This is a genomic window from Thiorhodovibrio frisius (assembly GCF_033954835.1).
Lineage (GTDB): Bacteria > Pseudomonadota > Gammaproteobacteria > Chromatiales > Chromatiaceae > Thiorhodovibrio > Thiorhodovibrio frisius.
Genome location: NZ_CP121471.1, coordinates 464,190 through 490,991, shown reverse-complemented (window position 1 = coordinate 490,991; position 26,802 = coordinate 464,190). Strand labels below are relative to the sequence as shown.

30 protein-coding genes are annotated in these 26,802 nt (G+C 60.0%); 14 read left to right on the top strand and 16 right to left on the bottom strand.

All coding sequences use genetic code 11. The annotated features are described in order from the left end of the window. Positions 1-222 precede the first annotated feature (222 nt). Positions 223-639, top strand: coding sequence for a hypothetical protein (locus Thiofri_RS02560; RefSeq protein ID WP_009149974.1), 417 nt, complete (start codon positions 223-225; stop codon positions 637-639). A gap of 100 nt (positions 640-739) precedes the next feature. Here the strand turns inward: Thiofri_RS02560 and Thiofri_RS02555 are convergent, their stop codons facing one another. From Thiofri_RS02555 to Thiofri_RS02525, 7 genes are all read right to left on the bottom strand, one after another. Then, positions 740-1,153, bottom strand: coding sequence for a ClpXP protease specificity-enhancing factor (locus Thiofri_RS02555; RefSeq protein ID WP_009149975.1), 414 nt, complete (start codon positions 1,151-1,153; stop codon positions 740-742). Between the two features lie 316 nt (positions 1,154-1,469). Next, positions 1,470-2,075, bottom strand: a complete 606-nt coding sequence (locus tag Thiofri_RS02550) for a glutathione S-transferase N-terminal domain-containing protein (protein ID WP_040857235.1) — start codon at positions 2,073-2,075, stop codon at positions 1,470-1,472. 356 nt (positions 2,076-2,431) lie between these two features. Then, positions 2,432-3,166 carry a cytochrome c1 gene (locus Thiofri_RS02545; RefSeq protein ID WP_009149977.1) on the bottom strand — a complete coding sequence of 245 codons (735 nt, stop codon included), beginning with the start codon at positions 3,164-3,166 and terminating at the stop codon, positions 2,432-2,434. Further along, positions 3,163-4,404, bottom strand: a complete 1,242-nt coding sequence (locus Thiofri_RS02540; protein ID WP_009149978.1) for a cytochrome b — start codon at positions 4,402-4,404, stop codon at positions 3,163-3,165. Before Thiofri_RS02540 ends, Thiofri_RS02545 begins: the two co-directional genes overlap by 4 nt. After that, positions 4,404-4,997: a ubiquinol-cytochrome c reductase iron-sulfur subunit gene (gene petA, locus Thiofri_RS02535; protein WP_009149979.1), complete on the bottom strand. Its 594-nt coding sequence runs from the start codon at positions 4,995-4,997 to the stop codon at positions 4,404-4,406. Before petA ends, Thiofri_RS02540 begins: the two co-directional genes overlap by 1 nt. A gap of 487 nt (positions 4,998-5,484) precedes the next feature. Then, positions 5,485-6,237, bottom strand: coding sequence for a Nif3-like dinuclear metal center hexameric protein (locus Thiofri_RS02530; RefSeq protein ID WP_009149981.1), 753 nt, complete (start codon positions 6,235-6,237; stop codon positions 5,485-5,487). Positions 6,238-6,287: 50 nt separating this feature from the next. Continuing rightward, a complete protein-coding gene (locus tag Thiofri_RS02525; protein ID WP_009149982.1) occupies positions 6,288-6,638 on the bottom strand; it encodes a hypothetical protein in 351 nt (116 codons plus the stop codon). Positions 6,639-6,750: 112 nt separating this feature from the next. Between Thiofri_RS02525 and Thiofri_RS02520 the strand changes: the two genes are divergently transcribed. Both Thiofri_RS02520 and Thiofri_RS02515 read left to right on the top strand, forming a co-directional pair. Beyond that, positions 6,751-7,395 carry a Slp family lipoprotein gene (locus tag Thiofri_RS02520; RefSeq protein WP_009149983.1) on the top strand — a complete coding sequence of 215 codons (645 nt, stop codon included), beginning with the start codon at positions 6,751-6,753 and terminating at the stop codon, positions 7,393-7,395. A gap of 4 nt (positions 7,396-7,399) precedes the next feature. Beyond that, positions 7,400-7,948: a Slp family lipoprotein gene (locus Thiofri_RS02515; protein WP_190275833.1), complete on the top strand. Its 549-nt coding sequence runs from the start codon at positions 7,400-7,402 to the stop codon at positions 7,946-7,948. A gap of 7 nt (positions 7,949-7,955) precedes the next feature. Here Thiofri_RS02515 and Thiofri_RS02510 read toward each other — a convergent pair whose 3' ends face one another. After that, positions 7,956-8,540: a peptidylprolyl isomerase gene (locus tag Thiofri_RS02510; RefSeq protein ID WP_009149985.1), complete on the bottom strand. Its 585-nt coding sequence runs from the start codon at positions 8,538-8,540 to the stop codon at positions 7,956-7,958. Positions 8,541-8,753: 213 nt separating this feature from the next. On the opposite strand from Thiofri_RS02510, the gene Thiofri_RS02505 reads away from it, so the two are divergent. Both Thiofri_RS02505 and Thiofri_RS02500 read left to right on the top strand, forming a co-directional pair. Then, complete coding sequence (locus Thiofri_RS02505) at positions 8,754-10,244, top strand: helicase HerA-like domain-containing protein (RefSeq protein WP_009149986.1); 1,491 nt, start codon at positions 8,754-8,756, stop codon at positions 10,242-10,244. 120 nt (positions 10,245-10,364) lie between these two features. Beyond that, positions 10,365-10,922: a DUF3592 domain-containing protein gene (locus tag Thiofri_RS02500; protein WP_009149987.1), complete on the top strand. Its 558-nt coding sequence runs from the start codon at positions 10,365-10,367 to the stop codon at positions 10,920-10,922. A 10-nt stretch (positions 10,923-10,932) separates the two neighbouring features. On the opposite strand, the gene Thiofri_RS02495 is transcribed toward Thiofri_RS02500, so the two are convergent. Next, positions 10,933-11,235, bottom strand: coding sequence for a winged helix-turn-helix transcriptional regulator (locus tag Thiofri_RS02495; protein WP_009149988.1), 303 nt, complete (start codon positions 11,233-11,235; stop codon positions 10,933-10,935). 112 nt (positions 11,236-11,347) lie between these two features. Here Thiofri_RS02495 and Thiofri_RS02490 point away from each other — a divergent pair, with 112 nt between their 5' ends. The 4 genes from Thiofri_RS02490 to Thiofri_RS02475 all read left to right on the top strand — a co-directional run bounded on the left by Thiofri_RS02490 (position 11,348) and on the right by Thiofri_RS02475 (position 14,509). Further along, positions 11,348-11,956, top strand: a complete 609-nt coding sequence (locus Thiofri_RS02490) for an NAD(P)H-dependent oxidoreductase (protein WP_009149989.1) — start codon at positions 11,348-11,350, stop codon at positions 11,954-11,956. Between the two features lie 3 nt (positions 11,957-11,959). Continuing rightward, positions 11,960-13,909, top strand: coding sequence for a monovalent cation:proton antiporter-2 (CPA2) family protein (locus tag Thiofri_RS02485; RefSeq protein WP_009149990.1), 1,950 nt, complete (start codon positions 11,960-11,962; stop codon positions 13,907-13,909). Next, positions 13,906-14,067: a DUF433 domain-containing protein gene (locus Thiofri_RS02480; RefSeq protein WP_009149991.1), complete on the top strand. Its 162-nt coding sequence runs from the start codon at positions 13,906-13,908 to the stop codon at positions 14,065-14,067. Before Thiofri_RS02485 ends, Thiofri_RS02480 begins: the two co-directional genes overlap by 4 nt. 112 nt (positions 14,068-14,179) lie before the next feature. Then, positions 14,180-14,509 carry an NHLP leader peptide family RiPP precursor gene (locus tag Thiofri_RS02475; RefSeq protein ID WP_323705830.1) on the top strand — a complete coding sequence of 110 codons (330 nt, stop codon included), beginning with the start codon at positions 14,180-14,182 and terminating at the stop codon, positions 14,507-14,509. A 402-nt stretch (positions 14,510-14,911) separates the two neighbouring features. Here the strand turns inward: Thiofri_RS02475 and Thiofri_RS02470 are convergent, their stop codons facing one another. The 5 genes from Thiofri_RS02470 to Thiofri_RS02450 form a co-directional block, all read right to left on the bottom strand. Next, positions 14,912-15,679: a DUF1016 N-terminal domain-containing protein gene (locus tag Thiofri_RS02470; protein WP_009149993.1), complete on the bottom strand. Its 768-nt coding sequence runs from the start codon at positions 15,677-15,679 to the stop codon at positions 14,912-14,914. Next, positions 15,676-17,133: a type I restriction-modification system subunit M gene (locus tag Thiofri_RS02465; protein WP_009149994.1), complete on the bottom strand. Its 1,458-nt coding sequence runs from the start codon at positions 17,131-17,133 to the stop codon at positions 15,676-15,678. The genes Thiofri_RS02470 and Thiofri_RS02465 overlap by 4 nt, the downstream gene beginning before the upstream one ends. Before the next feature lie 3 nt (positions 17,134-17,136). Then, positions 17,137-19,503: an EcoAI/FtnUII family type I restriction enzme subunit R gene (gene hsdR / locus Thiofri_RS02460; protein WP_009149995.1), complete on the bottom strand. Its 2,367-nt coding sequence runs from the start codon at positions 19,501-19,503 to the stop codon at positions 17,137-17,139. Between the two features lie 375 nt (positions 19,504-19,878). Beyond that, positions 19,879-20,832 (bottom strand): PDC sensor domain-containing protein, encoded by a 954-nt coding sequence (locus tag Thiofri_RS02455; protein ID WP_009149996.1) that lies wholly within the window; start codon positions 20,830-20,832, stop codon positions 19,879-19,881. Positions 20,833-20,956: 124 nt separating this feature from the next. After that, a complete protein-coding gene (locus tag Thiofri_RS02450) occupies positions 20,957-21,793 on the bottom strand; it encodes a bestrophin-like domain (RefSeq protein ID WP_223296789.1) in 837 nt (278 codons plus the stop codon). A gap of 23 nt (positions 21,794-21,816) precedes the next feature. On the opposite strand from Thiofri_RS02450, the gene Thiofri_RS02445 reads away from it, so the two are divergent. From Thiofri_RS02445 to Thiofri_RS02425, 5 genes are all read left to right on the top strand, one after another. Then, positions 21,817-22,740: an MFS transporter gene (locus Thiofri_RS02445; protein ID WP_083848518.1), complete on the top strand. Its 924-nt coding sequence runs from the start codon at positions 21,817-21,819 to the stop codon at positions 22,738-22,740. Positions 22,741-22,765: 25 nt separating this feature from the next. Further along, positions 22,766-22,888 carry a hypothetical protein gene (locus Thiofri_RS02440; protein WP_255324729.1) on the top strand — a complete coding sequence of 41 codons (123 nt, stop codon included), beginning with the start codon at positions 22,766-22,768 and terminating at the stop codon, positions 22,886-22,888. A gap of 38 nt (positions 22,889-22,926) precedes the next feature. Continuing rightward, entirely contained in the window at positions 22,927-23,175 is a 249-nt protein-coding gene (locus Thiofri_RS02435; protein WP_009149998.1) for a BrnT family toxin, read from the top strand. Further along, positions 23,150-23,485, top strand: coding sequence for a helix-turn-helix domain-containing protein (locus Thiofri_RS02430; protein WP_009149999.1), 336 nt, complete (start codon positions 23,150-23,152; stop codon positions 23,483-23,485). The genes Thiofri_RS02435 and Thiofri_RS02430 overlap by 26 nt, the downstream gene beginning before the upstream one ends. 159 nt (positions 23,486-23,644) lie before the next feature. Next, on the top strand, positions 23,645-24,217 hold the full coding sequence (locus Thiofri_RS02425; RefSeq protein ID WP_009150000.1) for a COG4705 family protein: 573 nt from the start codon (positions 23,645-23,647) through the stop codon (positions 24,215-24,217). A 546-nt stretch (positions 24,218-24,763) separates the two neighbouring features. Here the strand turns inward: Thiofri_RS02425 and Thiofri_RS02420 are convergent. Next, positions 24,764-25,447, bottom strand: coding sequence for a TIGR04255 family protein (locus Thiofri_RS02420; RefSeq protein ID WP_009150001.1), 684 nt, complete (start codon positions 25,445-25,447; stop codon positions 24,764-24,766). Positions 25,448-26,028: 581 nt separating this feature from the next. Further along, a complete protein-coding gene (locus Thiofri_RS02415; RefSeq protein ID WP_456129290.1) occupies positions 26,029-26,772 on the bottom strand; it encodes a CusA/CzcA family heavy metal efflux RND transporter in 744 nt (247 codons plus the stop codon). Positions 26,773-26,802: the final 30 nt, after the last annotated feature.

The following is a 26,802-nucleotide window of genomic DNA, read 5'->3' as shown; positions in this document are numbered from 1 at the left end:
CGACGACTCCAAAGCAACTCCCTAAACCGAAAAAAAAGTAGAATAATGCGGACAACTTGACCGATGCTCGGGCTTCGGTTCCATAATGCATACGTCTTATACCAAAACCCTTTGAGATTTCAGCTCGTTTCCGATTGGTATACCCGGCCGCCACAGACCAACCCGGAATCATCAGCCACGGCGCTCCATCATGCGACTTTTGCGGAAAAAGGACCCCCTATTATGCGCTTGACTCAATCCCCATTGCTACTGCTCGGGCTAGCATTGCTGTTGCCACTGCATGGCTGCCAACAGGTCAAGGAAGAACGCGAACATCGGCTGCTCGAGAGCGCGACCAACGGTTATCGACAGGCCATCCGCTGGGGCTACAATGATGCGGCGCTGCAATTCATCGAACCGGATAAGCGTCCGGAAGAACCATCGGAACTCTTTGATAATATTCGTGTGACTGGCTACGAGGTGGTGCGCCCACCCGTCATTATCGCGGACGGCAGGGCGGAGCAGATTGTCCGCATCGAATATGTGCTGAGTGATCGCCAGGCATTGAAGTCCATCGCTGACCGTCAGCAGTGGATTTATGACGAGGAGACCTCCAACTGGTGGCTCAGCTCGGGCTTGCCTGAGTTCAAAACCGACTAGCCGCCCCGGCAAGACAAGCCGCAGGGCCACGGCTGAGCGCAACCACCCAGTTTGAGTTCAGTGAGAAGGGTGTCGGCCGCCAGGGACGGCGACCAATCGGCTATTTCACAACGCGCAACGCTGGGCGCTTGGCTTTGCGTTCATCTTTGGCCTTGTCGCTCCCCTCAGCTTGATCCTGCCCTCCGGAACCCTGACTATCGAGTCCCTCCTCCTGCGGAAAGATCATGCCATGACCATTCTCGCGGGCGTAAATGCCAAGCACGGCAACCGGCGGCAATCCAACCACTGAAGGCACACCGCCAAAACGGGCGGAAAAGGTGATCATATCGTTGGAAATCACCAGATCTTTGACCGCTGTCGGGGCAATATTGAGCACAATTCGCCCTTCTTCGACAAACTTGCGCGGAACATCGGCCTCCGGGTGCAAGGCATCCACCAGAAGATGCGGCGTCATATGATTATCGAGTATCCACTCGAACAGCGCCCGAATCAGGTAGGGTCGATTGGATATCATGTTATTTCTCCGATGCCTCCCTGGCCCTAACACTCAAGCAAGGCAACCAAAATTGGCCTTTTGGAATCACCAGAACAATATTTTTATTCGGCACGGCGGACGTTAAACAATCGTGGCCATCTATGGACTTCTGGCGCACAAGTTCTGGCGCAAACCTTCTGCCGAAAAGTGAAGGCTGGCGCATTTTGGAACGATTCGTCACCCTCTAAGCGCATCTATACACAGCGCATATCGACTTTCGGCTTGTTTCGGATCGGGAAGCAGCCCGAAACAGACAACGCATTTGCGCCAGCGATACCCCAAACAGACAAAATTGTCAACACATATCTGAAACCATGTCGCGCTCGGCTTCGGTCAGACTCTCTTGAAACGAAGGACAGTCAAAGAGACGGCGCGCGTATTCCTTGGCGGCAGAGGCAGCCGCAGGCAATTCAACGCCCACAACCGGCAGCCGCCATAACAGCGGCCCAATACAGCAGTCCACCAGGGAAAGCTCGTCGCTCATAAAGAATCGATGGGCGCCGAATACCGGCGAAGTAGTCACCAGGCTTTCGCGCAATTGCTTGCGGGCTACCTTGGCTTCAGCCTCGGAGCCTTTGATAATGCGATCCATCAGCGCCGACCAGTCCCGATCCACCCGGTACATATAGACGCGGGTATTGGCCCGCGCCACCGGATCGATGGGCATGAGCGGCGGATGCGGAAAACGCTCGTCGAGGTATTCCATGATGATCCGCGACTCGTAAAGCCGCAGTTCACGATCAACCAGCGTCGGCACCGCCGCATAAGGGTTTGCGTCGATGACTTCTTCGGGGAGGGCGGAAAGGTCGACATCAACAATGTCGACAGTCATTTTTTTTTCAGCCAGCACCATCCGCACGCGATGGCAATACGGGCAGGTATTCGCTGAAAACAGCGTCATTACCGAACGTCGAGGTGAGACCACCGCGGAATTTCCTCATCGAGGCCGCGCGCCGTCTAGCGGGACCACTGCGGCGGACAACTGACGGATAGGCCGGGCGAAAATACCCGACCTGGATTACTGCGCTTTGGTTCTGTCCCGGCCATCGGCCGAGACAGAAACCACAATTGCGACCAAGACTGGATTAACGCTCATGGCCCCGGCCACCCGGAAAATTGAGCGGCTGTTTCACGCTAATCGATCAGACCAGACATTTGGCGTGATCCCACCTGTTTAGAGAACCAGTCTGCACGAATAAACCCTGCAACCCGCACTCAGGCAGATCCTCCCCAGCCTTGATCTGACATGGCACTCACTCAATGCACGTCTTTCCAGTACTCTTTTTTCAGCAGGTAGCTGAGGTAGCCCAGTACGGCCAGGAACAGGAGCACATAAACCCCAAGGCGTCTGCGCTCAAGCTTGATCGGCTCGCCAACATAGGTCAGGAAATTGGTGATATCCCGCGCCATGTTGTCGTACTCTTCAGGCGTGAGTGTGCCCGGCTCAACCAGCTTCAGCCCTGTGATGTGGCCACCGCCATCGTGCCCACCATCGGCATGAACAGCCTCCTGCACACCCTGCAAGTCAGCAAGCGCGTGGGGCATGCCGACATCGGGAAACACCAGATTATTCACGCCGTAGGGGCGGGAATCGTCAACATAGTAGGACTTGAGGTAGGTGAAGAGCCAATCCGGGCTGCGCCAGCGTGTCACCAGCGTAAGGTCTGGAATTGCTGTACCGAACCACTTTTCTCCGTCTTCAGGACGTAGCGAGTTAGTCATTAATTCGCCAGACCTCGCGTCCCCGAATATCAGGAACTCTTCAAGTTGCGCCTCGGTGATGCCGATATCCGCCGCCACCCGGTTATAACGGGCATACTTGAGCGTATGACAGCCCATGCAGTAGTTGACGAAGTATTTCGCGCCACGCTGCAGAGACGCCTGATCTGTTAGATCAATGTCGGCGTGCTCGAGCTCTGGCCCTTCCCCGCCGGAAGCCCAGGCGGCAAAGGGAGCGACCAAAAGGAAGAGTGCAAATAGACTGTTTCTCATGAGGTTACCCTTTCCGGAACAGGCTTGACCTTATCGAGTTTGCTGTAAATTGGCATCAGAATAAAGAACGCGAAATAGACTGCGGTAAATATCTGCGCCATCAGCGTATGAATATCACTGGCAGGTTGCAGCCCTAGATACGCCAGCACCACGAAAGACACCGCTAAGGCACCGAGCATGAAGCGGGAGATCGGCCCCTTATAGCGGATCGACTTAACCGGACTGCGATCGAGCCAGGGCAGCAGGAACAGAATGGCGATTGCCCCGAACATCACCAACACGCCGGGGAACTGCGAGCCCCCAATCGGCGGAATCGCGCGCAGCATGGCGTAGAAGGGGGTGAAGTACCAAACCGGGGCGATGTGCGCAGGCGTCTTAAAGGGGTCCGCAGGCTGGAAGTTGGGCGCCTCAAGGAACAGGCCGCCAAAGTCTGGCGCAAAGAAGACCACCGTGGAGAAGATCGCCAGGAACACCACCACGCCGACCAGATCCTTCACAGTGTAATACGGGTGGAAGGGAATCCCGTCGAGGGGAATGCCGTTTTCGTCTTTCTTTTCCTTGATTTCGATTCCATCCGGGTTGTTTGACCCGACATGGTGCAGCGCGACAACGTGAATGAACACCAGCGCCACCAGCAGGAAGGGAATCAGGAAATGGAAGGCAAAGAAACGGTTAAGCGTGGCATCCGAGATAACAAAGTCACCACGCACCCAAGTGGAGAGATCGGGGCCGATCTCTGGCACCGCCGCGAACAGATTCACGATGACTTGCGCGCCCCAGTAAGACATCTGCCCCCAAGGCAGCAGATAGCCAAAGAAGGCGGTTGCCATCATCGCCAGATAGATCACCACGCCGATGATCCACAGCAGTTCGCGCGGTTTGCGGTAGGAACCCCACATCAGCCCGCGGAACATGTGCAGGTAGATGACGATAAAGAAGGCCGATGCACCGGTGGAGTGCATGTAGCGGATCAGCCAGCCCCAGTCGACATCACGCATGATGTACTCGACCGACGCAAAGGCGTTTTCGGCCGATGGCTTGTAGTTCATCGCCAGCCAAATGCCGGTGACGATCTGCAGCACCAGCACTGTGATGGCCAGCACACCGAAAAAAGACCAGAAGTTTAGGTTCTTTGGCGCGTAATAGCGCGCCATGTGGTCGTTCCAGACGTTAAGAATCGGGAAGCGCTTGTCGAACCACCCAAGAAGACCTGTGGGTTGCGCGTGTTCAGCACTCATTAAGCCTGTCCTCCATCCTCACCCACCAGGATGGTGGTATCAGTCAGATAGGTATGTTTTGGGATGACCAAGTTGGTCGGTGCCGGCACACCCTTGAAAACGCGCCCGGCGAGGTCGAACTTCGACCCATGGCAGGGACAGAACCATCCGCCCTTCCATTCCGCACCCAGGTCATCGGGTGCCATCTCCGGCCGGTAGGTCGGTGAGCAGCCGAGATGGGTACAAATGCCGATAGCGACAAAATACTGCGGCTTGATTGACCGGGTTGGATTCTGGCAGTACTCCGGCTGCTGGGGCACGGTCGACTGCGGATCGACCAACTTAGAGTCGTTCTTAGGCAGATTCTCAAGCATCTCTGGCGTGCGAGACACCACCCAGATGGGTTGGCCGCGGAACTTGACCCGTAGCAGCGCGCCGGGCTCGAGCTTGGTAATGTCTGCCTTGACTGGAGCGCCGGCCGCGCGCGCTTTGGCGCTCGGATTCATCGACGCAATGAAGGGTACAGCGACGAAGCCAGCGCCAACGGCACCGACGACGCTCGTGGCGGCGACGAGGACCCGCCGCCGCGTCTTATTAACGCCTTGTGCGCTCATTTGCTCAAAAGACCCCCGTAGGCTCGTCCGGACGACGCCTCGGACCGGAGGCGGTCGCACAGTTTCAAAAGAAAATGGAAAATAAGTATATCGCGAAGCACTTCACAAAAGATCGCGCATTCTGGCCGATCCTGCCCGCTGCGGTCAAGACACAAACAAGACTTTAGACGCATGCATTGGGTTAAAACCCCGATGCCACGGCCTGTTACAGCAGCCCGAACAGCGCCTAGAAGCAACTGCCGGGGGCTTTGGTCGGCTCCGCGAGGTCCGATTGCCCAAGCATTAAATGCATCAAGGCAAGAACCCGGCCACGACATTCCGCAAATACCCGCGGAATCCAATCGGATTTATCCCTTGCGCATTCGGCACGATAAGGCTCATGGTCCCGGCCACCTCGAGCATGCAAGCAGCTGTCTCACAGAAAGAGGACAGCCACCCGTATTCCGCCACGCCTGATGAAGGCGACTCGGCCGAGAGAGCCCGCCTCTCAGGCCGGGTTGTTGATATCAATAAACCGATGCTCAAGGCCAAAACGCTTGCCCAAATGCTCGCCGAGGGCACAAATACCCCCGCGCTCGGAGGCATGATGGCCGATGGCAAAATAGTCCACCCCGAACTCGCGCGCCTGATGCGTGGTCGACTCAGAAATCTCGCCGCTTAAAAAGGCATCGACTCCCAAGGTCGCGGCCTGTTCGATGTAGCGCTGACCGCCCCCGGTGCACCAGGCCAACCTGTGAATCGGGCGTTCGGATGCCGCAATATGCAGTGGACTCCTCCCAAGCGCCTCGGCGATGCGCTCGCACAAACGCTGCGCGGGCTGCGCGCTTGGCAGGTACCCGCACCATAGGAGCGGCTCGCTCGCCGAGGCCGGCGCCGGCTGCTCGATACCAAGCAGTCCGGCGAGGCAGCGATTGTTGCCAAGCTCAGCGTGCGCATCCAACGGCAGGTGGTAGGCCAGCAGGGACATCTCAGCCGCATGCAACGCCTTGATGCGGCGGCCTTTGATGCCAACCAGACAAGGATCCTCGCCTTTCCAAAAAAACCCGTGATGCACCAGCAGGGCGTCTGCCCCATCCGCCGCTGCCGCGTCAATCAGCGCCTGACTGGCGGTCACCCCGGTGACGATGCGCGCGACGCGACTCGCCCCTTCCACCTGGAGTCCGTTGGGGCAGTAGTCTTGAAAATCCGCGATTGACAGACAATCCGCACAGTAATCAACCAGTGTTTTCAGCTCAATCATCACACAACCTCTTTTTGCCGCAGAGCCACAGGTGCAAAAACCCCGTCCGATCAGCCGGGGACCGCGCCGCCGCTAGCGACCGCACTCGCTCTGGCGGGCAAATCCGACGGATTGAGCGCACCGGCGCGCACCAGGGCTCCGGCCAACATGCCGCCCCAGCGCGCCAGCACGTCGAGATCCCCCAGCGTCGGCTGAACGCCTTGCGCAAGACGCAAATCCCAGTCGGCCAACATCTGCTCAAATCCTTCAACCTGCTTGATGGCGCAGTGACTGCAATCGCCGTCACATTCAATACTGGCAAGGTCGGCGCGACCGAGCAGTTCGCGCGCCTGCGCGAGTAGTCGGCGCATGGCGGTGCGCGGATCGGGTTTTCGAACACTAACAACCGAGGCGTCTATCATGCGCACCCATCAGTCATTCACGCGCAAACCCACGCAGCCCCGGCACATCTCCCACCTAGAGCCCTGCACCACAGCTGGTAAATGCCTATACTGAAGCAAGAGCCAATCACCCGTGATCAAGTCCGTGCCATTTCGCCCAAACAGCCCCTTCTCTCCCAGCCCGCACGAGCCCTCCCGCAGGCACGACCTGCTCACCGACAGGCTGGGACTGCACAGGCTTGCCCTCTGCTGCGCGCTCCTCACCGGCTGCGCTAGCCCAGTTCCGGTTGCAATTCGTGACTCGGCGCAGCCCGAGATTGCGCTCACGGCTGTTCAACAAACACCGGCGGCCTATCTCGGACGCTCGGTACGCTGGGGCGGGCGCATTCTTGAGGTCACCAACAACGCCGAGACCACGCACATCATGGTCCTCGCGAGCCGTCTTGCACAAGACGGCAGCCCCGCCACCGACACTCCCTCAACCGGGCGCTTTATCGCCGAATTCCAGGGCTTTATCGATCCCACGCGTTACCCAAGTGACCGGCTGCTGACCGTGGTCGGGCCCATCCTTGCGGTCGAGCCGCATGACATCGGCAACTACCGCTATCCCTACCCGATCGTGGCTGCTCTAACAGCTTATCTCTGGCCCGAGCCCGAACCGGTGGTATTCGGCTCCCCCTACGGCTGGTGGGGACCCGGCTTCGGGCCCTTTGGTTACGGTCCCTGGTGTTGCAGCCCCTTCTGGTACGGTCCAGGTTTCGGTTATGGCATCTGGTAGACAATTGAATCTTGCAAGCCTGGCCGCGATGGCCTTCTGCGCCTTGCTCATGCTCGGCGGCTGTGCCAGCGATGGCGGGTATTGCCCGTCAACTCTTACCAACCCCTATCCATCGCCAGCAGCCATGCAGGGGTTACCTCCCGAAGACGTGCGGCTGGGGGAACATCTCACCTGGGGCGGCATCCTGATCGATGCCCGGCATCTCGCCAGCACGACCGAACTCGACATCAGCGCCCGTCCGCTCGACGCTGCCTGCCAAGTACGCAACGATGTGATGGCACTCGGACGTTTCAGAGTGCGCTACCCAGGCTATTTTGAAACCGCAGATCTGATCCCGGGCCAGCCGCTGCGCGTCTCCGGGCGCCTCGCCGCCATGGAAACCCGCAGCAGCACAGGCGAAAGGATTCCAGTAGTGACAGAAGCCACCCTGCATGGCCTTGCCCGCGCCAGCGCGGCTCGCGTCGATCAGAATGCTGTCTACCGTCCCCGCATCGGCATCAGTATCGGCGCCGGCTCCGGCTGGAGCGGCGGCGGCATCGGCATCAGCTTCTAACCCCGGCTCACAGCTCCCGACAGGTTTCCAACACCACGGGCGCACTGGTGCGACCGCTGCGCGAACCGGTGGCTTCCATTTTATCGACCACATCCATGCCGTCGGTCACCTCACCGAAGACCACATGCTTGCCGTCCAGCCAGGGTGTGGGCGCGACAGTGATGAAAAACTGCGAGCCGTTGCTGTCGGGCCCAGAATTGGCCATGGACAGCAAGCCGGGCTTGGTGTGCTTGAGTTTGAAGTTCTCATCGTCAAACTTGCGGCCATAGATCGACTTACCGCCGCTGCCATTGCCGCGGGTGAAGTCCCCGCCCTGGATCATGAAGCCTGGAATAATGCGGTGGAAGGGGCTACCGGCGTAGCTGAGATCATCGCCCTTCTCGCCGGTGCAGAGCGCGCGGAAGTTCTCTGCCGTCTTGGGCACCGTATCGGCAAACAGCTCGAACTCGATGGTACCGGCTGGCTCGCCGCCGATACTGACATCCATGGCGACCTTGGGATTTTCTGCCGCCTCGGCTTCGGCCCAGGCCAGACCAGTGGCGAGGCTAACACCACAAAAGAGCGCCAATGCGCGTTTTGCCATTGTTTTCATTTAGTCTTTTCCTCGCTGATATCATCCAAAGAAGTCATTTGAGTCAAAATAGCGCCTCAGCATCAGAATTGCCAAGCCGCCCGCGCAACGCAACCATTGTCAGGGAGCCGCCGCAGCTTGGCAATTTCTTGACGACCAGACCATAGCGCTGGACGCGCGCGACTGAACCACCGATCATTTCCTGACATCAGCACACCCACGGAGTTCTTTGCGATGACCGAACCCCTGTTGATCGGCAAAGGCGAGCACATCATCTGGCTGCGCCCAGACAAAGCCAACCGCCATGGCTTGATTGCCGGGGCCACCGGCACCGGCAAGACCGTTACCCTGCAACTGCTCGCCGAACAATTCAGCCGCATCGGCGTGCCTGTGTTCATGGCCGACGTGAAGGGCGACCTGGCCGGCATCAGCCAGCCCGGCGGCGAGAATGCCAAGGTCGCCGAGCGGGTTCAAGAATTAGACCTCGAGTCACTGGGCTTTCGCTACGACAAGAACCCGGTCAGTTTCTGGGACATCGGCGGCGCGCTCGGCCATCCGGCCCGCACCACCGTCAGCGAAATGGGGCCCATGTTGCTCGCGCGCCTGCTGGGGCTGAACGACACCCAGGAAGGGGTGCTGAACATTTGCTTTCATATTGCCGACGAGAATGGCCTGCTGCTGCTCGACCTCAAAGACCTGCGCGCCATCCTGAACTTCGCCTCCGAGCAGGCCGACGCGCTGCGCACCACGGTCGGGCATGTGTCCCAGGCATCGGTCGGCGCCATTCTGCGGCGACTGCTGCGGTTCGAGCAGGCCGGCGGCGAGACGCTCTTCGGCGAGCCAGCGCTGGACCTGTCCGACCTGATGCAGACCGACATCGACGGACGCGGGGTGGTGAACATCCTGGCCGCCGAATCCCTCATCCAGAACCGCACACTCTATGCCAGCTTCCTGCTGTGGCTGCTCTCGGAGTTGTTCGAGCAACTGCCGGAAGTGGGCGATCCGGACAAGCCGAAGTTTGTGCTCTTTTTCGACGAAGCGCATCTGCTTTTCGACGACGCGCCCGAGGTGCTGATCGAGCGCATCGAGCAAGTGGTGCGGCTGATCCGCTCCAAGGGCGTCGGGGTGTATTTTGTCACCCAAAACCCGCTGGACATCCCTGACACAGTGCTCGGCCAGCTCGGCAACCGGGTGCAGCACGCGCTGCGCGCCTTCACCCCCAGAGATCAAAAAGCCGTGCGCGCGGCGGCCCAGACCTTCCGCCAAAATCCGGCCATCGACACCGAAAGCGCCATCACCGCGCTCGGCGTTGGCGAGGCGCTGGTCTCGGTGCTTGATGAGGACGGCATCCCCACCCCAGTCGAGCGCGTGTTGATCGCTCCACCCGGCAGCCAGCTTGGCCCCATCAGCGCTGATGAGCGCGCCGCACTGATGCGCCAGTCGCTGGTCAGTGGCGTCTACGACCAGGCCATCGACCGCGTCTCCGCCTATGAAACCCTCAAGACCATGGCCGAGCAGGCCGCAAGAGCAGCTGAGCAGCGCCAGGACCTGCCATCACCGCCGCCTGCGGCCACCAGGCGCGCAAGCAAAAGCCGCTCCAGCAATCGCCAGACACCGATGGAAGCCATGCTGAAAAGCACCCTGCGCTCAGTCGGCAGCCAGCTCGGCCGCCAACTGGTGCGCGGCGCTCTGGGCTCGCTTTTTGGCGGCAGCCGCCGGCGGTAAGGACCGAATTGCTTGATTTGTGAACGCCGTGCAGCAAATTAAAGTCGATTACCGCCGCAGCGAACCTAGGGTAATGAATCCGTGTGATTCACAGTAAGCAGCATTGTGGAGGATTTATCCATGTCAGATGACAAGACGATTCAGGCCCAGAAGGCCAGCAAGACACTTCGCCGTTTCGGTCTAGGACTCGGTGCCTTAGGAGCGTTGTCGAGTGTTTTCGGAATCTATTTCCTCTTTATCGCGAATGAGACCTTGTCATGGTCTTCTGTCGATGGTTCTGTCGTGAAGACCAGTATCAATACTGCATCTTCCTTGCAAAAAGGCTCGGGAGCCACGTCTGACTTTGCCATCGAGTATTATGTGTCTATTGACTACACCTATGACGTTAATGGTCAGCCCTACGTCTCATCTCTGTATTCACTCGGAGAAGGCGAAAACGTGGGGCGGCGCTTCAGGGATCGCGGTGACGCAGAAGCAGAAGCGGCATCACGTTTTCCAACAGGCACCGTCGTCACTGTCCATTACAACCCGCAAAACCCAGCCGAGGCTGTCCTTAAAACCGGCTGGAATTGGGGAACCTTGACTCCACTCTTGCTGGGGCTCTTTCTGGGCGGCACCGGGTGGCTGTTCTATGCGGTTGGGAAATCAGCAAAGGTACCGTCACAATCGAAAGCGTGACGTCGCTCCACTATGACCCCGGTGATCGCGTCACCCTATATTTCAACCCTGAGAAGCCGTCGATTTCCGTTCTCGAGAAGAAGAACCCCGGCATTTTCGTTGTCGCCGTTCTGGTCTTGCTGGCGCCGCCGAGCTGTCGCGCCAGATCGTTGAAGCGCACCGGGCCGTCTTGCAGGTGCCAGAGGATGGAGCCCTTCCACTTGCCGCCTATGATGCGCATCCCCCGCTCGATCGGGCAGGGCTCGAAGCAGGTGTTGAAGACGCTCTTGCGCCCATCGGGTTGTAGCTCAACGACAGCTTTTGCGGTCTGCATGGTTACCAAAAGTATACTGGTTGATATTGGTTAATGAGCGTAGAAGGATGCCGCCATCCTTTCACTTTGAATGGCGAATCCACCTGACAGCATCCAAGAGGGCACCTCACCCATGCGGCGCATCCTGGTCCTGTTCGCTCACCCCTCCCTCGACCGTTCGGAGGTCAACCGCCCCTTGATGCAGGCCACCGCCTGCGTCGAAGGGGTGAATCTGGTCGATCTCTACGCCGAGTACCCGGACTTCCAGATCGACATCGACCGCGAGCAGGGGCGACTGCTGGCCCATGACGTGATCGTCTTCATGCACCCGCTCTACTGGTACTCGACGCCGGCGATCCTCAAGGAATGGCAGGATCTGGTGCTGGAGTATGGCTTCGCTTACGGCTCCAAGGGCACGGCCCTGCGGGGTAAACTCTTCCTCTCTGCCCTGACCGCCGGTGGCGGCGAGGTGGCCTACCAGACCGAGGGCTTCAACCACTTCACGATCCGCGAGCTGCTCCAACCGCTGGAGCAGACCGCGTCGATGTGCGGGATGCGCTACCTGCCGCCCTTCGCTCTGTTCGGCGCGCGCACCGCGGTGGAGGAAGGGCGGATTGACGCCCATGTCGCCGACTGGGTGCGTGTCCTGTCGGCGTTGCGCGACGACCGCCTCGACATCGAGACCGCCAGCGGCCTAACCCGGCTCAACGCCGACCTCGGCGCCATCATCACGGAAGTCTGAACCATGGGCGGGCTCCTGTTCCACGCCTTCGTCTATCTCTGCGCCGCGGTGATCGCCGTGCCGATCGCCAAGCGCCTCGGGCTGGGTTCGGTGCTCGGCTACTTGATCGCCGGCATCGTCATTGGTCCCGTTATCGGGCTGGTGGGTTCGGAGACCCAGGAGATCCAGCACTTCGCCGAGTTCGGCGTGGTCATGATGCTGTTTCTCGTCGGCCTTGAGGTGGAACCGCGCCTGCTGTGGGAGATGCGCGCCCGCCTACTTGGGCTCGGGGGGTTGCAGGTCGCGGTGACCGCTGGCTTGATCGCCGCCATCGCCCTGGCCCTGGGCAGCGAGTGGCGCATCGCCTTCGCCATCGGGCTGATTTTCTCGCTGTCCTCCACCGCCATCGTCCTGCAGACCTTGAACGAGAAGGGGCTGACCAAGACCGAGGGCGGGCGGGCCAGCTTCTCGGTGCTGTTGTTCCAAGACATCGCCGTAATCCCCATGCTGGCGCTGATCCCACTGCTGGCCCTGCCCGAGCTGGCCGGTCATGGAGCGGCGGAGGCAGTTGCCCAGGGCCACGGGGATGCCATGAGCCTGGTCGCCGGTCTCCCCGGCTGGGCCCATGCCGGGGTGGTGCTGGGCGCGGTGGCGGTGGTGTTGCTTGGCGGGCATTTTCTCTCCCGGCCTCTGTTCCGTTTCATCGCCGACGCACGCTTGCGCGAGATCTTCACCGCCAGCGCCTTGCTGCTGGTGGTGGGTATCGCCCTGTTGATGACCCTGGTGGAGCTCTCGCCGGCGTTGGGAACCTTCCTCGCCGGCGTCGTGCTGGCCAACAGTGAGTTCCGCCATGAACTCGAATCCGACATCGAGCCGTTCAAGGGGCTGCTGCTCGGACTCTTCTTCATCACTGTCGGCGCCGGTATCGATTTCGACGTCCTGTTCGGCGACTTCGGGATGGTGCTCGGCCTGACCCTGGGCCTGATGGTCCTCAAAGGCTCAGTGCTGCTCGGGCTCACCCGGCTGTTCCAGCTGGACTCCCGTGATGGCTGGCTGCTCACCCTCGGGCTCGCCCAAGCCGGCGAGTTCGGTTTCGTACTGCTGAGCTTCACGGTCCAGAACAGCGTGATTCCCCAAGATCTGGCCAAGACACTCTCCCTGGTGGTCGCTCTGTCCATGCTGCTGACCCCGGCGCTGTTCATCCTCTACGACAAGCTGGTCCTCCCGCAACTACGCAGCACGGGTGCCGCCCAGCCCGACACCATCGACGAACAGGGCGCTGTGGTGATTGCCGGCAATGGCCGTTTCGGTCAGATCGTTAACCGGCTCCTGGTCGCCGGCGGTGTGCGAACCGTCGTGTTGGATCACGAGGCGACAGTCATCGACATGGCCCGCAAGCTTGGTATCAAGAGCTACTACGGCGATGCATCGCGTCCTGATCTGCTGGAGGCAGCGGGGATCAAGCACGCGGCCGCCTTTGTCATTGCCATTGATGACCCCGAGCGTGCCATGGAGATGGTCGAGCGCGTGCACCGGCACTATCCGGGGGTCCGAATCCTGGCCCGCGCCTTTGACGTCAATCATCTGTACCTGCTCCGCAAGGCCGGCGTGGACCTGGCCGAGCGCGAACTCTTCGAGGCATCGCTGAAGCTGGGCGCCGAGACGCTCAAGGTGCTCGGTCTCCACCCCTTCAAGGTCGAGAAGATGGTTCGAGCCTTCCGCCGGCATGACGAGTCTGGCCTCGACCAGCTCTACGAACTCTGGGATGAGAACCCGGACATCGCCCGCAACCGAGCACTGCATGCGCGGGCGAGACAGCATGGCGAGGCGCTGGCGGAGCTGATGGAGGCCGACCGGCTCCAACTGCATGATCGCTCAGAGCGCGGTTGGACACCGCCGCCGAAGGGTTACACCAAGGACATGGAAACGGCCAGCGTAGGGGAAGCAGCCCTCCAAGGGGATAGATTGCCATGAACCGGAAAGAACCACTCAGCGCCGACCCGCGCATCTGTCACGGAAAAGTGTGCGTCAAAGGGACGCGTATCATGGTGTCCGTGATCCTCGACAATCTGGCAGGCCAGATGTTGCAGCTCCTCGATAAGCAACCGTTACGGCGGGAATACAGCCGATAGCAGCCGCTTTTGTGCACCGGACCCATTCGGTTTATTGGTCGCCTATCGCGAAGCTGGCAATCTGACTCGGCAAGCGTGCCGCTGCTGGACTGCACGCACGACTCAGGGCAAGATGCCCATGAGCGGCGCATACATCAACCTAGGGTCTTGTATAGGAAACACCATGAACGACCAATCCAAGCAGTATCAGCAACTCATCAATAAGTGCTGGGCCGACGAGGCCTTTAAGCAGCGGCTCTTGGCAAACCCCGCTGAGACGCTCAAGTCAGAGGGTATCGAGGTGCCTGAGGGTGTTCGGGTGCAGGCAGTGGAGAACACCGCGCAGGTCTTTAATCTGGTGATTCCCGCCCGGCCTAAAGAGCTCTCGGATGAGGAGTTGGAGGTAGCTGGGGGGATGGAAGATATTTTTAGGGAAGGTCGTTATGGAAGCAAGTTGTTTTGATGCAACGTAAAGAGTAAAAACACGCTCCGCCCATCGGCCAACGTCTCCGTAGCGGACGAAGTCGACATAGATGTCCTGATCGGTCGGCCAATGCAATTGGAAGTCCGCGAGGAAAGCCGGCCAGTCGAGCGGCAGGTGGTGAGCCTCGAAATAGGCCAAGGGAAACGAGAAGGCGTGATCGATGCCGACCAGTGTGGGTCGCTCTTCCGCCAGCCGCTCTGCCAGGTACTGCGCGAGGCCGCGTCGCGTCCAATACTTGCGCGGGCTCGGCGGCGGTAGGATATTGGCGGGCGGCTCCGTGCGCGTTGCGGAGTAGAGGCGCAGACCCTTCAGGCTCTTGGCGGGTGTTTCCGCGCCCGAGTAGTCGATGCCGAAGTAGCGTTCGAATTGCGGCATGGGCGGTCAGGCGGCGGTGAGCTCCGCGACGAGGGCGTCGAGTAGGTTCGCGGCGGTGGCGCGGGAGGCGGCGAGCTGCGTTTCCAACACATCCATCAAGGTCATCAGTTGATCCACTTTGGCGAAGAGGTAGGGGTCTTTCAGCAGTCCCTGAGCGATGCTGGCGTGAACCTCCGGCAGTGTGCTGGCGAAGTTGGTGACTGCTCCGCCCTGACGCTCGTGCGCCCGCTGCTTGATCTGCACCCTGAGGGTGTCGCGGCTCCAGCCCTGGTCCAGGGTCTGCCGTGCGTACCAGAGGCGGGTCGGAAGGTCTTTGATCTTTTCAAACAGCACGACATGATGAAACCAGGGCAGGCCAAGGATGATGTCGAGCGGGAAGAGCGATTGTGCAGCAGGCTGCTGCACAATTGTCATAGTCGGATTTTTTGGGGATCGAGAAAGTGCAGCGCGTTGCTGCACCAATGGTGCCGCAGCCTGCGGCACAAGTGGCGGAACACCGTATTCCCGGGCAAACCGGATCATGTATTTCAGGTTTCTTTCAGAGAATCCCTTCTGTTCCGGCAACTCGTTCTTCAGATCAGTCGCTAGTCGCGGGATGACCCCAGCGCCCCAGCCCTCCCGCTCCTGCCGCGCGGCGATCAGGCAGCCGATATCCCAATAGAGGCGGATCATTTCGGCATTGGCAGACAGGGCCGCGCGGTGCTGGGCCTGGCGAACACGGGCCTTGATGTCCCCGAGCAGGTCGCGGTAGAGCGTGAGTTCCTGGGCCTTCATCGCGTCAGGGCTTCCATGAGCTGTGCCTTTAACTGTGCGCGCGTCTCGGCGATCTGGTCGAGGAGCTGTTCGTATTCGGGCAGGAGTTGGTCCAGGTTGCCGGGGCCGGTGTCGGCCTTGTGCGGGTTCTTGAGGTCGAGGTTGAAGTTGCCGGCCTTGATCTGGTCGACGGAGACACGCCAGGCTTGCTCGTTTTCCACGCGGGATTTAAAGCCGTCCTTCTCCTCGCCCCACCAGGCGCGCTCGGGCTGGAACTCCTCGATGCGGATGGGTTTGCCCTTGTTGTAGCTCTTGGCGCCGGGCGGATAGGGGTGCTCGTAGTACCAGACGTGGGTGGTGGGAACACCCTTGGTAAAGAACAGCAGGTTGGTGCGGATGCCGGTGTAGGGATTGAAGACGCCGTTGGGCAGGCGAACGATGGTGTGGAGGTTGCAGTCGGTGAGCAGCGCTTCTTTGATGCGGGTCTTCACACCCTCGCCGAAGAGGGTGCCGTCGGGCAGCACCAGGCCCGCACGGCCGCCGGGCTTGAGGATCTTCATCAGCAGCACGAGGAACAGATCGGCGGTCTCGCGGGTGCGGAATTCGGCGGGGAAGTTGGCCTCGATGCCGTCCTCCTCCATGCCGCCGAAGGGCGGATTGGTGACGATGACGTCCACCCGCTCCTTCGGCCCCCAGTCCCGCAATGGACGGGCGAGCGTGTTGTCGTGGCGGACATTGGAGGGTACGTCGATGCCGTGCAGGAGGAGGTTGGTCATGCACAGCACATGCGGCAGGTGCTTCTTCTCAATGCCGGCGAAGCAGTCCTGGATGCCGCGCTCGTCGGCTTCGGTCTTGGCCTGCTTGCGCAGGTGCTCGACGGCGCAGGTGAGGAAGCCCCCGGTGCCGCAGGCGGGGTCGAGGATGGTCTCGCCGAGACGCGGATCGACCTGCTCGACGATGAACTGGGTGACGGCGCGCGGGGTGTAGAACTCGCCGGCATTGCCGGCGGATTGCAGGTCCTTCAGCAGCTTTTCGTAGATGTCGCCAAACATGTGGCGGTCGTCGGAGGCGTTGAAGTCGATGCCGTTGATCTTGTTGATCACCTGCCGCATCAGGGTGCCGTTTTTCATGTAGTTGTTGGCATCCTCAAAGCTCATGCGGATGAGCCCGGCGAGGCGGTCGCCAACGCTAGTCAGGGCCTTGAGCCTGGGCAGCAGGTCGTTGTTGACGAAATCGAGCAGGGCGTCGCCGGTGATGCCCTCGTCGTCCGTCGCCCAATTGGACCAGCGCAGCCGTTCGGGGAGCGGCGAGCGGTAGTCGTCGCGCAGTAGCTCCAACTCCTTCTCGCGGTCATCGAAGATCTTGAGGAAAAACATCCAGCCGAGTTGTTCGAGCCGCTGAGCGTCGCCGTAGGTGCCGGCGTCTTTGCGCATGATGTCCTGGATGGTCTTGACCAGGTTGGAGACGTTGGGCATGGGTTAGGCGGCTTCCTGATACAAGGCGGTTTCGAGTTGGCGCACGGCGGCGAGATAGGCGGCTTTGTCGCCAAAGAGTTTGACGATTTCAACCGGGGTGCCCAAGGCGGGCAGCGGGTCCACCTTGAGGATGTCCAGGGACTCGACGCTGCGGATGCCGGCGTCGGCGTATTTCTGGAGCAGCGCATCGAGGACTGCGCGCGCCTGCTCGCCGTAGGTGCTGAAGACATCGCGCTTACGCACCTGGTCGGCGCGCTCGCGGCGGGTCAGCGGCGGCTGGTCGAAAGCGACGTGACAGACCAGATCGAAGGCGTCGTAGTCGCGGCCGACCTGTTCGGCCAGCTCGTCGAGGAAGACGCCTTTGGCGGCCAACTCATCCAAAATCGCCTGCTTGCGGTCGGCGTCGTTCCAGGCGTTGAGGAAGGCGTCCAGCGAGCTGTATGCATTACGCAGGGTCTTGCGTGAATAGTCCCGGAGAGACTCGGTGATCAGCTTGCCGTCAGCATCGAGATATTGGACGCGCTCGGTGACGACGCAGACCTCGACGTCGTCTACGTAATAGCGGGTGACGCCGGGGCCAGGCGGGTCTTGGTCGCCACCGAAGGGATCGCTGTCGTCTTCGACACCGGCTTCGCCGTCCTCTTGCGGGAGTTCGTCATCGGGCGGGATCGGCGGCTGATCGGGGCCTGGCTCGTAGATCTGCACGGGATCGCCGTCGAAGTCCGGATCAGCAAAGAGCGCCGTGGCCCGGCGGAAATCCATGATGGTGAAGTAGAGCTTGCCGTAATCCTCGTTGATGCGGGTGCCGCAGCCGATGATCTGCTTGAACTCGGTCATGGAAGCGATGCGCTTGTCGAGCACGATCAGGCCGCAGGTTTGCGCATCCACGCCGGTGGACATGAGCTGGGAGGTCACGGCGATGACCGGGAAGGTGGATTCGGGGTCGATGAAGTTGTCGAGCTGGGCCTTGCCCTCGTCGTTGTCGCCGGTGATGCGCATGACGTACTTGCTGTTGGCGGCGGCCAGGTCCGCATTGGCGTTGACCAGGGCTTGGCGCATGCGCTCGGCGTGATCGATGTTCTGGCAGAAAACGATGGTCTTGGTGAAGCGATCAGTCGCCTTGAGGAACTCAGTGATCTTGGCGGCGACCAAGGCCGTGCGTCGCCCGAGGATCAGATTCTTGTCGTAGTCGCTGTCGTTGTATTCGCGATCCTCGATGGCATGACCGAACTTATCCGTCTGCCCGGACTCGGGTCGCCAGCCGTCCAAATCCCGGTCAAGCCCGATGCGCACGACCTTGTAGGGCGCGAGAAAGCCGTCGGCGATGCCCTGGCGCAAGGAGTAGGTGTAAATCGGCTCGCCGAAATAGTCGATGTTGGAGACGTCCTTGGTCTCCTTTGGGGTGGCGGTCATCCCGATCTGGGTCGCCGTCGAGAAGTAGTCGAGCACCTTGCGCCAGGCGGCGTCGTCCGCCGCGCTGCCACGGTGACACTCGTCCACGAAGACCAGATCGAAGAAGTCCGAGGAGAACTGCGTGTAGATGTTCTGCTCCTCTTCGGTGCCGGTCACCGCTTGGTAGAGGCAGAGATAGATCTCGAATGCCTTGTCCACCGTGCGGTTGGTAATCTTGGTCATGGCCTGACCGAACGGCTTAAAGTCGTTGGTCTTGGTTTGGTCGGCAAGGATGTTGCGGTCGACCAGGAACAGGATGCGTTTCTTGGCGCCGGATCGCCATAGCCGCCAGATGATCTGAAAGGCGCTGTAGGTCTTGCCCGTCCCCGTGGCCATGACCAGCAGGATGCGGTTCTCCCCGCGCGCAATGGCCTCGATGGTGCGATTGATGGCGATGAGCTGGTAGTAGCGGGGCGTCCTGCCGGAGCCGTCGTCGAAATAATCCTGGGTCGCGATGGCTGCCTCTGCCCCGGCCAACCCCTTGGCATGGCAATAGCGCGCCCAGAGTTCGCCTGGGCTGGGAAAGGCGTCCAAGGGGATTTCGCGGGTGACGGCTCCAGTGGTCGTTGCGCGATCATGCTCCAGAAAGGCGTCGCCGTTGGTGCTGTAGACAAAGGGAATGTCGAGCATTTCCGCGCAATCCAGCGCCTGCTGCATCCCGTCACCGACGGCGTGGTTGTTGTCCTTCGCCTCGATCAGTGCCAGCGGGATGTTGGGTTTGTAGACGAGGATGTAGTCGGCCCGTCTGGCGACGCCACGCTTCACCGTCTTGCCGCGAACGATGACACGCCCCTTGGTGAAATAGACCTCCTCGCGCACCTGGGTCATGAGATCCCACTTGCCTCCATTCGCGCCGATCAGCGCCGGCGTGATGAACTTGGTGCGAATGTCTGCTTCGGTCAGGGCCTTTTTGTTCATGCCCGCAAGAGGTTCCCTGGTGGATTCACGCTGCGCGAGGGTCCAGAGCCGGGTTAAAGGGCCGGGGAATCTGAGCCCAACTGCTTACCGGCAGTTCGGTCGATAGTGTACCCAACTTGTTGGAGAAAGAGGAGTCCGTGGCCGCGCGGCTCGCGATGACGAATCTCCGGCGGAACTTGGGATATTGGATTTTTGACAAAAGCGACAGGAGCCTGAGCCAAGTCCTTATTGTGTACCACTGACCGGCAGCTTCGGATCCCTTTTCGGTCACAGATCGGTCTGAACTGATTGGCGGGGCGTGGCCGGAAAGCGACCCGAGAAACGGACTACAGCGGTAAAAGGTGGGATAGGGACTAAGGCCACCTGCCTCATGGCTTAGGCCGTGGCGCTTCCTACCCAGAAGGTCAAGTTCTTATCGAGGAACTCGTCGTATCGCATGTAGTGCGTGCCATCACAGGAGAAGGTCAGGCTAATCATGCCGTTGAACAGGTTGAGCGACGCGGAGCGCAGGTAGAAGGTATCGTCCATCAATCGCAGTTCCTTTAACGCATTGAGGATGGGCGAGATGCTTGCCTGCGGAATCACAGCCTCAGCCGAATAGGCTCGACTGGGATAGACCAGGCAAATGTCCGGGTCCGAGAGCGCCTCATGATCAAGGATGCGGTAGCGAAACGGATCATCCACAGTCCACACCGTCGCCCGACTGCTCGAAAAGTGCACCACGCCCTGAAACATCCCGCGATCGACCAGCAGCTCCTCAATGACGCTGAGGACTTGATCGAGGTTCTGATCTATCGGGCTTTCGACACGCGTCTGCAAGAGCACCGTGTTGCGAATCGATGGGTCGCCTTTGATCTGGAGCCAGTGGGGCAGGTCCTCATAGAGCTTCGCCGTCACCGGCAAATCTTTGAGATTGAAGGTCGCACCAACATAACCCAGCAGTTCCCAGTCGCGGCGGACGACGTGCAAGGCCGTCAGCGATGGGCGATGCGAGACGAGCCCGACATAGGCATCCGAGAGCAGGAAGCCCCACGCCGGAACGGCCTCACGCATGTAGGGACGCGTCGAGCGATCACGCCCAAAGTCCGCCGGTTCGGCTCCAGCTGCGCTGATGGTGTCGCTAATCTGCCGGCCTGCACGATCCACGACAAACAGCGCACCGCAGGAGGGGATGTGTCGGCAGCAATCCATTAAGACGTCGTTGAGCTGCCCACGATCACTCCAGGCCGCAACACAAGCAGCTGCGGTCTGCGCGATGGGCTCGTGCAGCGTCCTCGCGATTGCCTCGCGTTGACGGTGAATCGTGCCTTTTAGCGTGCTATCCATCATCAACCCCTCATTGGCGGTCTAGAACAACGCAAGATGAGCTCAGGTTGCCCGTTGGTCCCCGAATCATTCGCAGCCCGTTGTGATCTTCCTGCCTGTCTTTTTGACGTTGGCGCGCCGGCGGTGGTCAGGGGATCTTCAGTGAGTCGGCGAGCGACATTAGGTTCTGGGGCTGGACCTGGATCATTCCCCGGCGCGGGCTGTCGATGTCCGCGATGAGAAAGAAGGCGATGGAGATGACGAGCGGCAGGATAAAGTGGGCGTGCGACGGCGAGCGGGTGCCCCCGGAACCAAGGCCGACCAGGAGTGCGGAGCACATCGCGATCGACGCCATCAGTGCCCAGGCCGCAAGTGGGATGCGGTTCACCCATGCTGCCTGAGTATAACCCTGGGTGTTGAGCAGGTCGTTCATGCCGTTGACCGCCAACGCCATGATCGGGGTAGGCTGCGCCTCGGCGGGTTTCACCACAACAGCCCAAAGTGCACTCTGCAATCGGCTCGTCTCGAAATTGATTTGCGCCAGGGACTGCTCGTCGCGCGTGCGGTAGTGCAGGATGCGTTGATCGAGGTACTTCACCATCAGCTCACGCGCACGCGCCCCATCCGCGTCCGGAAGTAGATCGGCTCGCAGGTATTCCGTCCCGAAGGCATTGGCCTCATCCGACTCCAGGTTCTTGCGCTGGTCATAGCGGTCCAACGCCATGGAGAAGGTGAACCCGATGATCAGTGCCAGGAGCGTTAGCGTCGCCCCCTCAACGACGCGGTAGTCCTCGCGTATCTCGGCGATCTGCGCGCGCAGCCCTTGCAGGTGCGACGCGCCGATCCAAGTTGCCAGCGACAGCACAACGAACGAGGCGGGGAGAAAAAAGATCGGATAACGAACGATTGCAATTGGGTCTTCTAGCAGGCTGCTCATTGCCTTCATGGCCTGTGCGGTGTGGAGCCTGGGCGGCAGGGCGTTCAAGGAGTCGCCTTGCGCCTCGGGGCATGAGTCTAAGCTCCACATCAGGGATTGACAATGACAAGAGCCTGCAAACCCTGCTCGACCGTGGTAACGGTGAAGGTTGGTGGAGTTCGGACTTCATCCTGGTGCTGAGCATCATTGCGGTGGTGGGGCTGGCGCTTTTTATCTGGCGCGGGCTGGTCGCAGAACGGCCCATCGTGGATCTGCGCCTGTTCCGCGATCGCAACCTTGCGGTGGCCTCGCTGCTGATGCTGGCGTTCGGGCTGGCGCTCTTTGGCACCATCGCCATCCAGCCGCTGTTTATGGAGCGGTTGCTCGGCTACCCGGTGGAGACCACCGGCCTGGTCATGGCGCCACGCGGCTTCGGTGCGGCCTTCGGCATGATGCTGATTGCCCAACTCACGGGCCGGGTTGACCCGCGCTGGATTATCGCCACCGGAATGTGCATTGCCGGTACCGCCACCTGGATGATGTCCTGGTACAACCTGGATGTCAGTCCGATTTGGCTGATCTTGCCCAGGGTCATGCAGGGCGTCGGCATGGGGCTGATCTTCGTCACCCTCTCGACGCAGGCCTATGCCACGCTGCCGGCCTCGGCAACCGACGCCGGCGCCGGTCTCTACAACCTGGCGCGCAGTGTCGGCAGCTCCATCGGCGTCTCAGTTGCCGCGACCTGGTATGCGCGCTTCGGCCAGGCGGAATGGAACCGGCTGGGCGGTTACATCAACCCGTTTGATCCCGCGCTGGAGCATTGGCTCAAGGTGCAGGGGCTCACCCTGAACGACCCCGCGACGGCGGCGCTCTTGACCAATGAACTCAGCCGCCAGTCCTCGATGCTCGCCTTTACCCAGGTGTTCGATCTGATCGCGCTCAGCTTCCTGCTCATGGCGCCACTGCTGTTGCTGTTGAAGCCGAGCGCCAGGCGTTCTGGCATAAAGCCTGGCTAACCAAGGACATGACCTTGGCGCCTGCGTGGTCAATGACGTGATCGGGCTGGTGCTGTTGGCACTGGCGATCGAGCTGGTGGTCAAGGGCCATCTGGATCTGGCGGTCTTCCTGGAATGGTGGCGAATTTCTGAGCATAGAGGTCAATAGCGAAGTTCATCGCCAACGAGGTTGGTGACAAAGACTCCGTGAGCTTTCGCGAGCGCGGTTTCGACTTCGCCTACGCAGCCAGAGCCTTCCTTGACCCGGATCGCCTGATTCAGGCCGATACCCGCCACAGCTATGGTGAAGCGCGCTACCAGTTGATGGGCCAAATCGAGCACCGCCTGTTCGTGGTGGTCTACACTCCCAGACAGGACGTCATCCGCATCATCTCGGCACGCAAAGCTAACCGACGCGAGAACCAGCACTATGACCACTGCACGCATGACACTTGATCCCGCAGCCCCAGGGGCAATGTTGCCGGGACGCATCGATCCGGCGCGGGTGGATGCCACCACTGAGGACGACATTGCCCAGCACATCGAGGCCGATGAGGCAGACGCCATGCTGGATGCGGCCAAGTTCGCGCGCCGGGTGCGCAAGCGCCTGGGGTTGAGCCAGGCGGCCTTTGCCGAACGCATTGACGTTCCGCTGGAGACCATCCGCAACTGGGAGCAGGGCAAGCGTTGCCCCACGGGCGCGGCCAAATCCCTGCTTACCGTCCTGGACAAAGCTCCCGAGGCAGCGCTCGCGGCATTGCACTGACACTGCCAGGTGGCGGTGCGCGACATCAATAGGCGCGGCCGTCGGCTCATACATCAAGGCCGCTATCTGCACGCTAGTGCACAAAGACAGCTGGGCGGTTCAGTTTCGCCCTGAAAATGGCATCCGGGTAAACCTGACCTCTCGAGCGAGGCGGAGCGCTTGCTGCTGGAGGGTAACCTGGAGCCGCTGGTGGTGCTGTCGGACATGAACCTGCCGGACGGCAACGCGCTGGACTTGCTTAAGAAGGTCCGTGGCCGTGGAATCGCGGCCGAGTGGATCTTTCTGACGGCCTACGGTGGCATCCCCGAGCGCTGGCTGCACCTGGGCGCTTCGGCAACGGCGCCAACCACCGACCAACAACAGGCCAAGAGATTTCACCCCTGGCTCTATTGGACGACCATCATGTTTTCCCAGACCTTGGGCACGGCCCTGGGTGATTGGACCGCAGACACCGCCGGCCTCGGCTATGAAGGCGGCGCACTCATCTTCGGCGCCATGCTGGCGTTCTTAGCACTGGCGTATTACAAGACCAAAATCTCACGGACCTTGCTGTTCTGGTTGGCCTTCATCCTGACCCGGCCGCTGGGAGCCGTGCTCGGCGACCTGCTCGACAAGCCAGTGGCCGCCGGCGGACTCGACTTGAGCCGCTACCCTGCATCCTTGGCGCTGGTCATCTTCATCGTGGCCTGTCTGCTGCTGTTTAAGCATCGCGCGGCTACGAAGGCGCACTGAGCAAGTGCTCCTGATCACTTGTGCCCCCGGGCAATTGCGGAAAGTCAGCCCAGGCAAAGGCACCTGATCGAGCAGGCTCAATCGGCCGCCCAGACCGGGACTGGCGGCGGCTCTTCCCTGGCGATGGGCCGACTGCTGGCAGTCTTCTCGTTACAGGTAAGGAGTTGCTGCCGCCCGAAGCGCACCTGCGCCTGACGAACAACGGCCAAGTTGCCTCCGAGATCCCAGGCCAGCCGCCTAGGTCATCTCACCGGCTGTTGCCCCGGCGCCCAGCGTTCGCTCCCTCAACCGGTATCCATTGAGAAAATGCGTCACCCGCTTGGATTCATCAGGATTCCATTTCCGGTTTGTCGAATTGAGCAGACGCTCCTAACCGAGAGTCCAGTGACTGAAGGTGGCCGATCAGTGCTGCAAGAAGGTGGTGTCAAAAATGCGGAAAATTCGCAAGCGGTTCGACCTCAGTCCTAGGGCGGCTTCCGACCCTTATGTAAAGCTTTACATAACGTGCGAAATCGGACTTAATACGAGCACCGTATAACGCAGAGCTCAGCGGCGAATCGTTAGCGGAGTCCGCTGGAGCGTTGAGTTAGGTTGTCTGTAGCTGCTCATAATCCCTAAATACGTTCTCATGAAATCTCCAAAATGTATTGATAACTTAAAAAGAAATAGGTAAAAACCTACTTTCGTTCCAGAAATAATCTGGATGACATTAATGAACCCTTCAACGGGAATTTCCATCCGAACTTGGTATGACTCATTAGTTAAGTTATGGCTGCCAATTCTCAGCGATAAATTAGCCAAGCCGACTTGATCGGCAGGATCATTAGAATGAATAAGATCAACATATTTGGTGGAATAACGTAGAACCTTATCAACTAATCCGCTTTTCTTTAACACCCCAATCAATTTAATGATTGTTGCCTTGAAATCATCCCATCCTTTGTATGGCAAATGGCAGGCAACGGCCACACTGCGATCACCGACCAAAAAGCTATAATTCTGAAAGCGAATGCGGACGAGGGGAACATATTGTAGATTTGGATCGCTTTTCCGTATTACTTCAGGTATTTCGGACTGCGGAAGTCGTTCTAATTGTTTTTCCCCTTCAAATTCCGAAAACAAAATTCCAGGAAGTATATTCGACACGGGAAAATGCGCATTAAAACGACACTCAAAAAGTGCGTCTAATAATGGTTCTTTGCGAAGTCGCTTTGGAAGTGTATTGGCCATCTTTTTTTACTAAGTAAATATGTTGAGGGGATTTATGCTTTTGTAAAATAACATATTTTGACTTGTTCTTCCACCACGTTTAAAACCATAATATATACATCATATCGAGGGGCATGCAAGCAACCTAACCAGTGATTGCATGGTTTCCGGATAACACCACGCAAGGCCTGTTATCCCGCGAAACGCGAGGTATCTGCCGAGCGACAAGGATCAGTTGGATCCTTGCATGGGTTCGGCAACAAACGGCGGCCGCAAAGGTTGCTCTGCCTCGGCCGTCTGGTCGAATCCTGGCACCGGTGCCCTCCCTGGTCAATGTTCGGTTCTGGCCGGGAAGCGACCCGAGAAGGTGGCGCCAAAGATGCGGAAACATCGCGAGCGGTCCAACCTAAGTCTCGGGGAAGGTTGCCGACCCAAAGCCGACATCGCAGCCGCTAGGAACGGAGGCGAGATCTTAACCAAGAGCGAGCGCTCTAGAAAGCGCGTTCTTCGGCACCGCTAACAGCCTGCGGCGGCGTTCAGCCTCCGCGTCACGGGCGATCAGAGAAGAAACTCTTAGCGACATGTTCACGTCGGCTAGAGGCTTAGATTTTCAGGTCGGCGATGACATGTGGAACACTATCGGTGCTCATAAGCTGTCCTGTATTCCGCCGCCAGAGCAAATAGATCGCCGGCAGCACGAACAGACTCAACAGCGGCGCGGTGACCATGCCGCCGACCATGGGGGCGGCAATGGGGCGCATGACCTCGGAGCCAACCCCGCCTTGCAGCATGATGGGGAGCAGGCCCGCAAAGATGGTCGCGACCGTCATGGCTTTGGGGCGAATGCGCAGCACCGCGCCTTCCTCGATGGCGGCTTTCAGGTCTTGCTCGCTCGCCAGAGTTCCGGCGCGGCGGGCGTCGGCCAGGGCGTTGTCGAGGTAGACCAGCATGATGACGCCGAACTCGACCGCCACGCCGGCGAGCGCGATGAAGCCGACGGCGACGGCAATCGACAGGTTGTAGTCGAGCAGATGGATCAACCACAGGCCACCGACCAGCGCGAAGGGAAGCGACAGCATCACTAACAGCGCCTCTGATACGCGGCCAAAGGTCAGATACAGCAGCACGAAGATGATCAGCAGCGTCAGCGGCACCACCATGGTCAGGCGCTCCTGGGCGCGTTGCATGTACTCGTACTGGCCTGACCAGGTGAGCGAATAACCGGGCGGCAGCGCAACCTGCTCGGCCACCACCTGCTTGGCCTCCGCGATCCAGCGCCCGAGGTCGCGGCCGCGGATGTCGACGAAGGTCCAGCCGTTCAGGCGCGCGTTCTCGCTTTTCAGCATGGGCGCGCCGTCGGACTCGGCGCGAGAAGG

Bases quoted from the DNA above. Each gene is read 5' to 3' on its own strand.
- Thiofri_RS02560 (WP_009149974.1), top strand. From the start codon at position 223: ATGCGCTTGACTCAATCCCCATTGCTACTGCTCGGGCTAGCATTGCTG.
- Thiofri_RS02555 (WP_009149975.1), bottom strand. From the start codon at position 1,153: ATGATATCCAATCGACCCTACCTGATTCGGGCGCTGTTCGAGTGGATA.
- Thiofri_RS02550 (WP_040857235.1), bottom strand. From the start codon at position 2,075: ATGACGCTGTTTTCAGCGAATACCTGCCCGTATTGCCATCGCGTGCGG.
- Thiofri_RS02545 (WP_009149977.1), bottom strand. From the start codon at position 3,166: ATGAGAAACAGTCTATTTGCACTCTTCCTTTTGGTCGCTCCCTTTGCC.
- Thiofri_RS02540 (WP_009149978.1), bottom strand. From the start codon at position 4,404: ATGAGTGCTGAACACGCGCAACCCACAGGTCTTCTTGGGTGGTTCGAC.
- petA (WP_009149979.1), bottom strand. From the start codon at position 4,997: ATGAGCGCACAAGGCGTTAATAAGACGCGGCGGCGGGTCCTCGTCGCC.
- Thiofri_RS02530 (WP_009149981.1), bottom strand. From the start codon at position 6,237: ATGATTGAGCTGAAAACACTGGTTGATTACTGTGCGGATTGTCTGTCA.
- Thiofri_RS02525 (WP_009149982.1), bottom strand. From the start codon at position 6,638: ATGATAGACGCCTCGGTTGTTAGTGTTCGAAAACCCGATCCGCGCACC.
- Thiofri_RS02510 (WP_009149985.1), bottom strand. From the start codon at position 8,540: ATGAAAACAATGGCAAAACGCGCATTGGCGCTCTTTTGTGGTGTTAGC.
- Thiofri_RS02505 (WP_009149986.1), top strand. From the start codon at position 8,754: ATGACCGAACCCCTGTTGATCGGCAAAGGCGAGCACATCATCTGGCTG.
- Thiofri_RS02500 (WP_009149987.1), top strand. From the start codon at position 10,365: ATGTCAGATGACAAGACGATTCAGGCCCAGAAGGCCAGCAAGACACTT.
- Thiofri_RS02495 (WP_009149988.1), bottom strand. From the start codon at position 11,235: ATGCAGACCGCAAAAGCTGTCGTTGAGCTACAACCCGATGGGCGCAAG.
- Thiofri_RS02490 (WP_009149989.1), top strand. From the start codon at position 11,348: ATGCGGCGCATCCTGGTCCTGTTCGCTCACCCCTCCCTCGACCGTTCG.
- Thiofri_RS02485 (WP_009149990.1), top strand. From the start codon at position 11,960: ATGGGCGGGCTCCTGTTCCACGCCTTCGTCTATCTCTGCGCCGCGGTG.
- Thiofri_RS02480 (WP_009149991.1), top strand. From the start codon at position 13,906: ATGAACCGGAAAGAACCACTCAGCGCCGACCCGCGCATCTGTCACGGA.
- Thiofri_RS02475 (WP_323705830.1), top strand. From the start codon at position 14,180: ATGCCCATGAGCGGCGCATACATCAACCTAGGGTCTTGTATAGGAAAC.
- Thiofri_RS02470 (WP_009149993.1), bottom strand. From the start codon at position 15,679: ATGAAGGCCCAGGAACTCACGCTCTACCGCGACCTGCTCGGGGACATC.
- Thiofri_RS02465 (WP_009149994.1), bottom strand. From the start codon at position 17,133: ATGCCCAACGTCTCCAACCTGGTCAAGACCATCCAGGACATCATGCGC.
- hsdR (WP_009149995.1), bottom strand. From the start codon at position 19,503: ATGAACAAAAAGGCCCTGACCGAAGCAGACATTCGCACCAAGTTCATC.
- Thiofri_RS02455 (WP_009149996.1), bottom strand. From the start codon at position 20,832: ATGATGGATAGCACGCTAAAAGGCACGATTCACCGTCAACGCGAGGCA.
- Thiofri_RS02445 (WP_083848518.1), top strand. From the start codon at position 21,817: ATGAGTCTAAGCTCCACATCAGGGATTGACAATGACAAGAGCCTGCAA.
- Thiofri_RS02430 (WP_009149999.1), top strand. From the start codon at position 23,150: ATGACCACTGCACGCATGACACTTGATCCCGCAGCCCCAGGGGCAATG.
- Thiofri_RS02420 (WP_009150001.1), bottom strand. From the start codon at position 25,447: ATGGCCAATACACTTCCAAAGCGACTTCGCAAAGAACCATTATTAGAC.
- Thiofri_RS02415 (WP_456129290.1), bottom strand. From the start codon at position 26,772: ATGCTGAAAAGCGAGAACGCGCGCCTGAACGGCTGGACCTTCGTCGAC.